The 2,226-nt window shown below is 67.4% G+C and carries 2 protein-coding genes; both read right to left on the minus strand.

The window, feature by feature from the left end; translation table 11 throughout:
- On the minus strand, positions 1-1,025 hold a 1,025-nt coding region (gene coxB, locus OXK16_09805), incomplete at its 3' end, for a cytochrome c oxidase subunit II (protein MDE0376241.1).
- 113 nt (positions 1,026-1,138) lie between these two features.
- A complete protein-coding gene (locus OXK16_09810) occupies positions 1,139-2,032 on the minus strand; it encodes a hypothetical protein (protein MDE0376242.1) in 894 nt (297 codons plus the stop codon).
- Between the last annotated feature and the right edge of the window lie 194 nt (positions 2,033-2,226).

Genomic DNA, 2,226 nt, shown 5'->3' on the forward strand with positions numbered 1-2,226 from the left:
GCGGTCAGGCCGAGTTCGGGCATGAACGAGCCCGGCTTCCAGGTGGGTGGATCGGCCAGCCATAGCCGCAGGCCTTCCTCCCAATCGGCCTGGGTGGGGTCGAGTTGGGCGGGCAGGGTGGCGCCGGCGAACACGCCTCGGCTGGCGAAGTGCGTCAGGTCGGGGGCGGGGACGGTCAGCGTCTCCGGGTCGGGGTTGTTGACGCCGTCGATGATATGGCAGCCGATGCAGGCCCCGCCCAGGAACACCTCCATGCCGCGCTCGGCCTCGGAGCCGGGCTCCGGCGAGACGGCGGGAAGGAGCTGGCCGGCCGTCCAGGCGTCGTAGTCTGCCCTGGTCATCGCTACCACCCGGGCGCGCATCCGTGCATGGCTGAGCCCGCAGAACTCGGCGCAATGACCCCAGTATTCGCCCGGGTCGTCGGCATACAGCCGCTGCTCGGTCTCCTGCCCGGGGACGAGGTAGCGCTTGCCGGCCAGCTTCGGAATCCAGAAGTTGTGCAAGACGTCTTCGGAAGTCATCTTGGCGCAGACCTCGGTGTCCTCCGGGATCACCATTACGTTGGCGGTCACCACGCCCGAATCGGGATACCGGAACTCGAACCACCACTGGTGCCCGATCACCTCCACCTCCATGGCGTCGCCGGGGCACTCGGCCAGATCGAACAAGGTCGAGATGGTGGGGACGGCGATGGCGGCGAGGATGATCGTCGGAACCACCGTCCAGATCAGCTCCAAGCGCGTGTTGCCGGCGACCTGCTTGGGCTCGGGACGTTCCTTCCCTTTTCGCTCCCTGAAGAGGAAGACCGCCAGCAGGAGAGCGCCCTGGACCAGCACGAATATCACCGCTGCGCCCCAGAAGACGGGCCAGAACAGCTCGTTGATCCGCTCGGCTATGGGACCCCGGGAGTCGAAGGTGTTGAGGGGTTGTTCCACCCTCCCGCAACTCGCAAGCAGGATTGCGGTCAGGAGAGCGACCGGCAGACGTCTGGACAGCCAAAGGGCCGGCCGCTCGCGTCGTTCCATGTCTCCCTTCCAAGCCAGGGCCGCGGGGTACCGCGCAGACCCCTACATGTTACGGGTTCGGGTATCCGGCCACCAAGCCGGGGACCTCGGGGCGCGCCACGCCTCCCGGCGCCTCAGGAGGTCACTCTATCCAAGGCAGCCTGTAGTTCAGCGCGACCGAGCACGCCCTCGAATCGGTGGGTCACGATGCCCGCGCCGTCAACCACGAAAACCCAGGGCTCGTTCGGCAATCCCCACTCGACGACCGCCCTGGTCAACTCCAGGTCAGCGGGACTGGAGGCGTCCAGGTTCTCGTAGATCTCCACATGGATCCAGTTGACATCCGGGTAGATGTCGATCAGCGGTTTCGCTACGTCGACCACGGGGCCGCAGGTCTGACTGGTGCAGAAGGCGGGAGTGGCGAAGACGATCACCGACGGCCGGCCGGAACCGACCGCTTCCCCAACGGTCGTCTGGTAGAGCCGGACGTCGGGCGCCGGGTCGGTGGTCAACGATCCCAAAGGTGTTTCCGGGAGGGCCTTGGAATCGGAGGGCGGCGCCCTCTCGCCGACCCCGACAGTGCGCGGCTCGGGGCTCACCGAGAACGGGGCGCCCTCGATCGCCCGATCATCTCCAGTCCGCATCCGGAAGGTCCATGTGCCGGCCTGGTCGAAGTGGACCTCCGCCACCCACAAGCCCCGGACATCCGGAATGGCCCAGATGAACCGGCCGGGCACCGCTTCCGGCGGCGAGCCGTCCGGGGCCACGAAGGCAAGCTCTATCGGCTGATCGGTGACCAGTGATCGGTTCTCGGCATCGATGGCGGAGACCAGCACCCGCTCCCTGCCCACCGCCAGGTCCGAGGAGACCACCAGTACCAGTGCGTCCTCCAGCGGATCCGAGCTGCTGCCACACGCAAGGAGGCCGGTCGCGATGACGATCGGCAGCCACCGGGCAAGGTTTCCGCCGGTCCGGAATCTCCGAGGCCCGGGATCGGAGAAGAGGTACTTCCGAGTGTCCTGCGCCAACGGTTCAGCGCGCTCTATGGCCGATGGCCGTGGTGGGCGGCGCGGGCCAACCCGACATGGCCCGGGCGCCCGGACAAGGGGGTTGAACACGTCACGGACCCGCGGCATACTGCCCGGCAGCTACAAGCACCGCCGGCTCCCTGCTTTTCGACGTCGAGGGAACCGGAACCGGGATCAATTCGGGAGCGGACCCG

Source organism: bacterium, assembly GCA_028821235.1.
Classification (GTDB): Bacteria; Actinomycetota; Acidimicrobiia; order Spongiisociales; family Spongiisociaceae; genus Spongiisocius.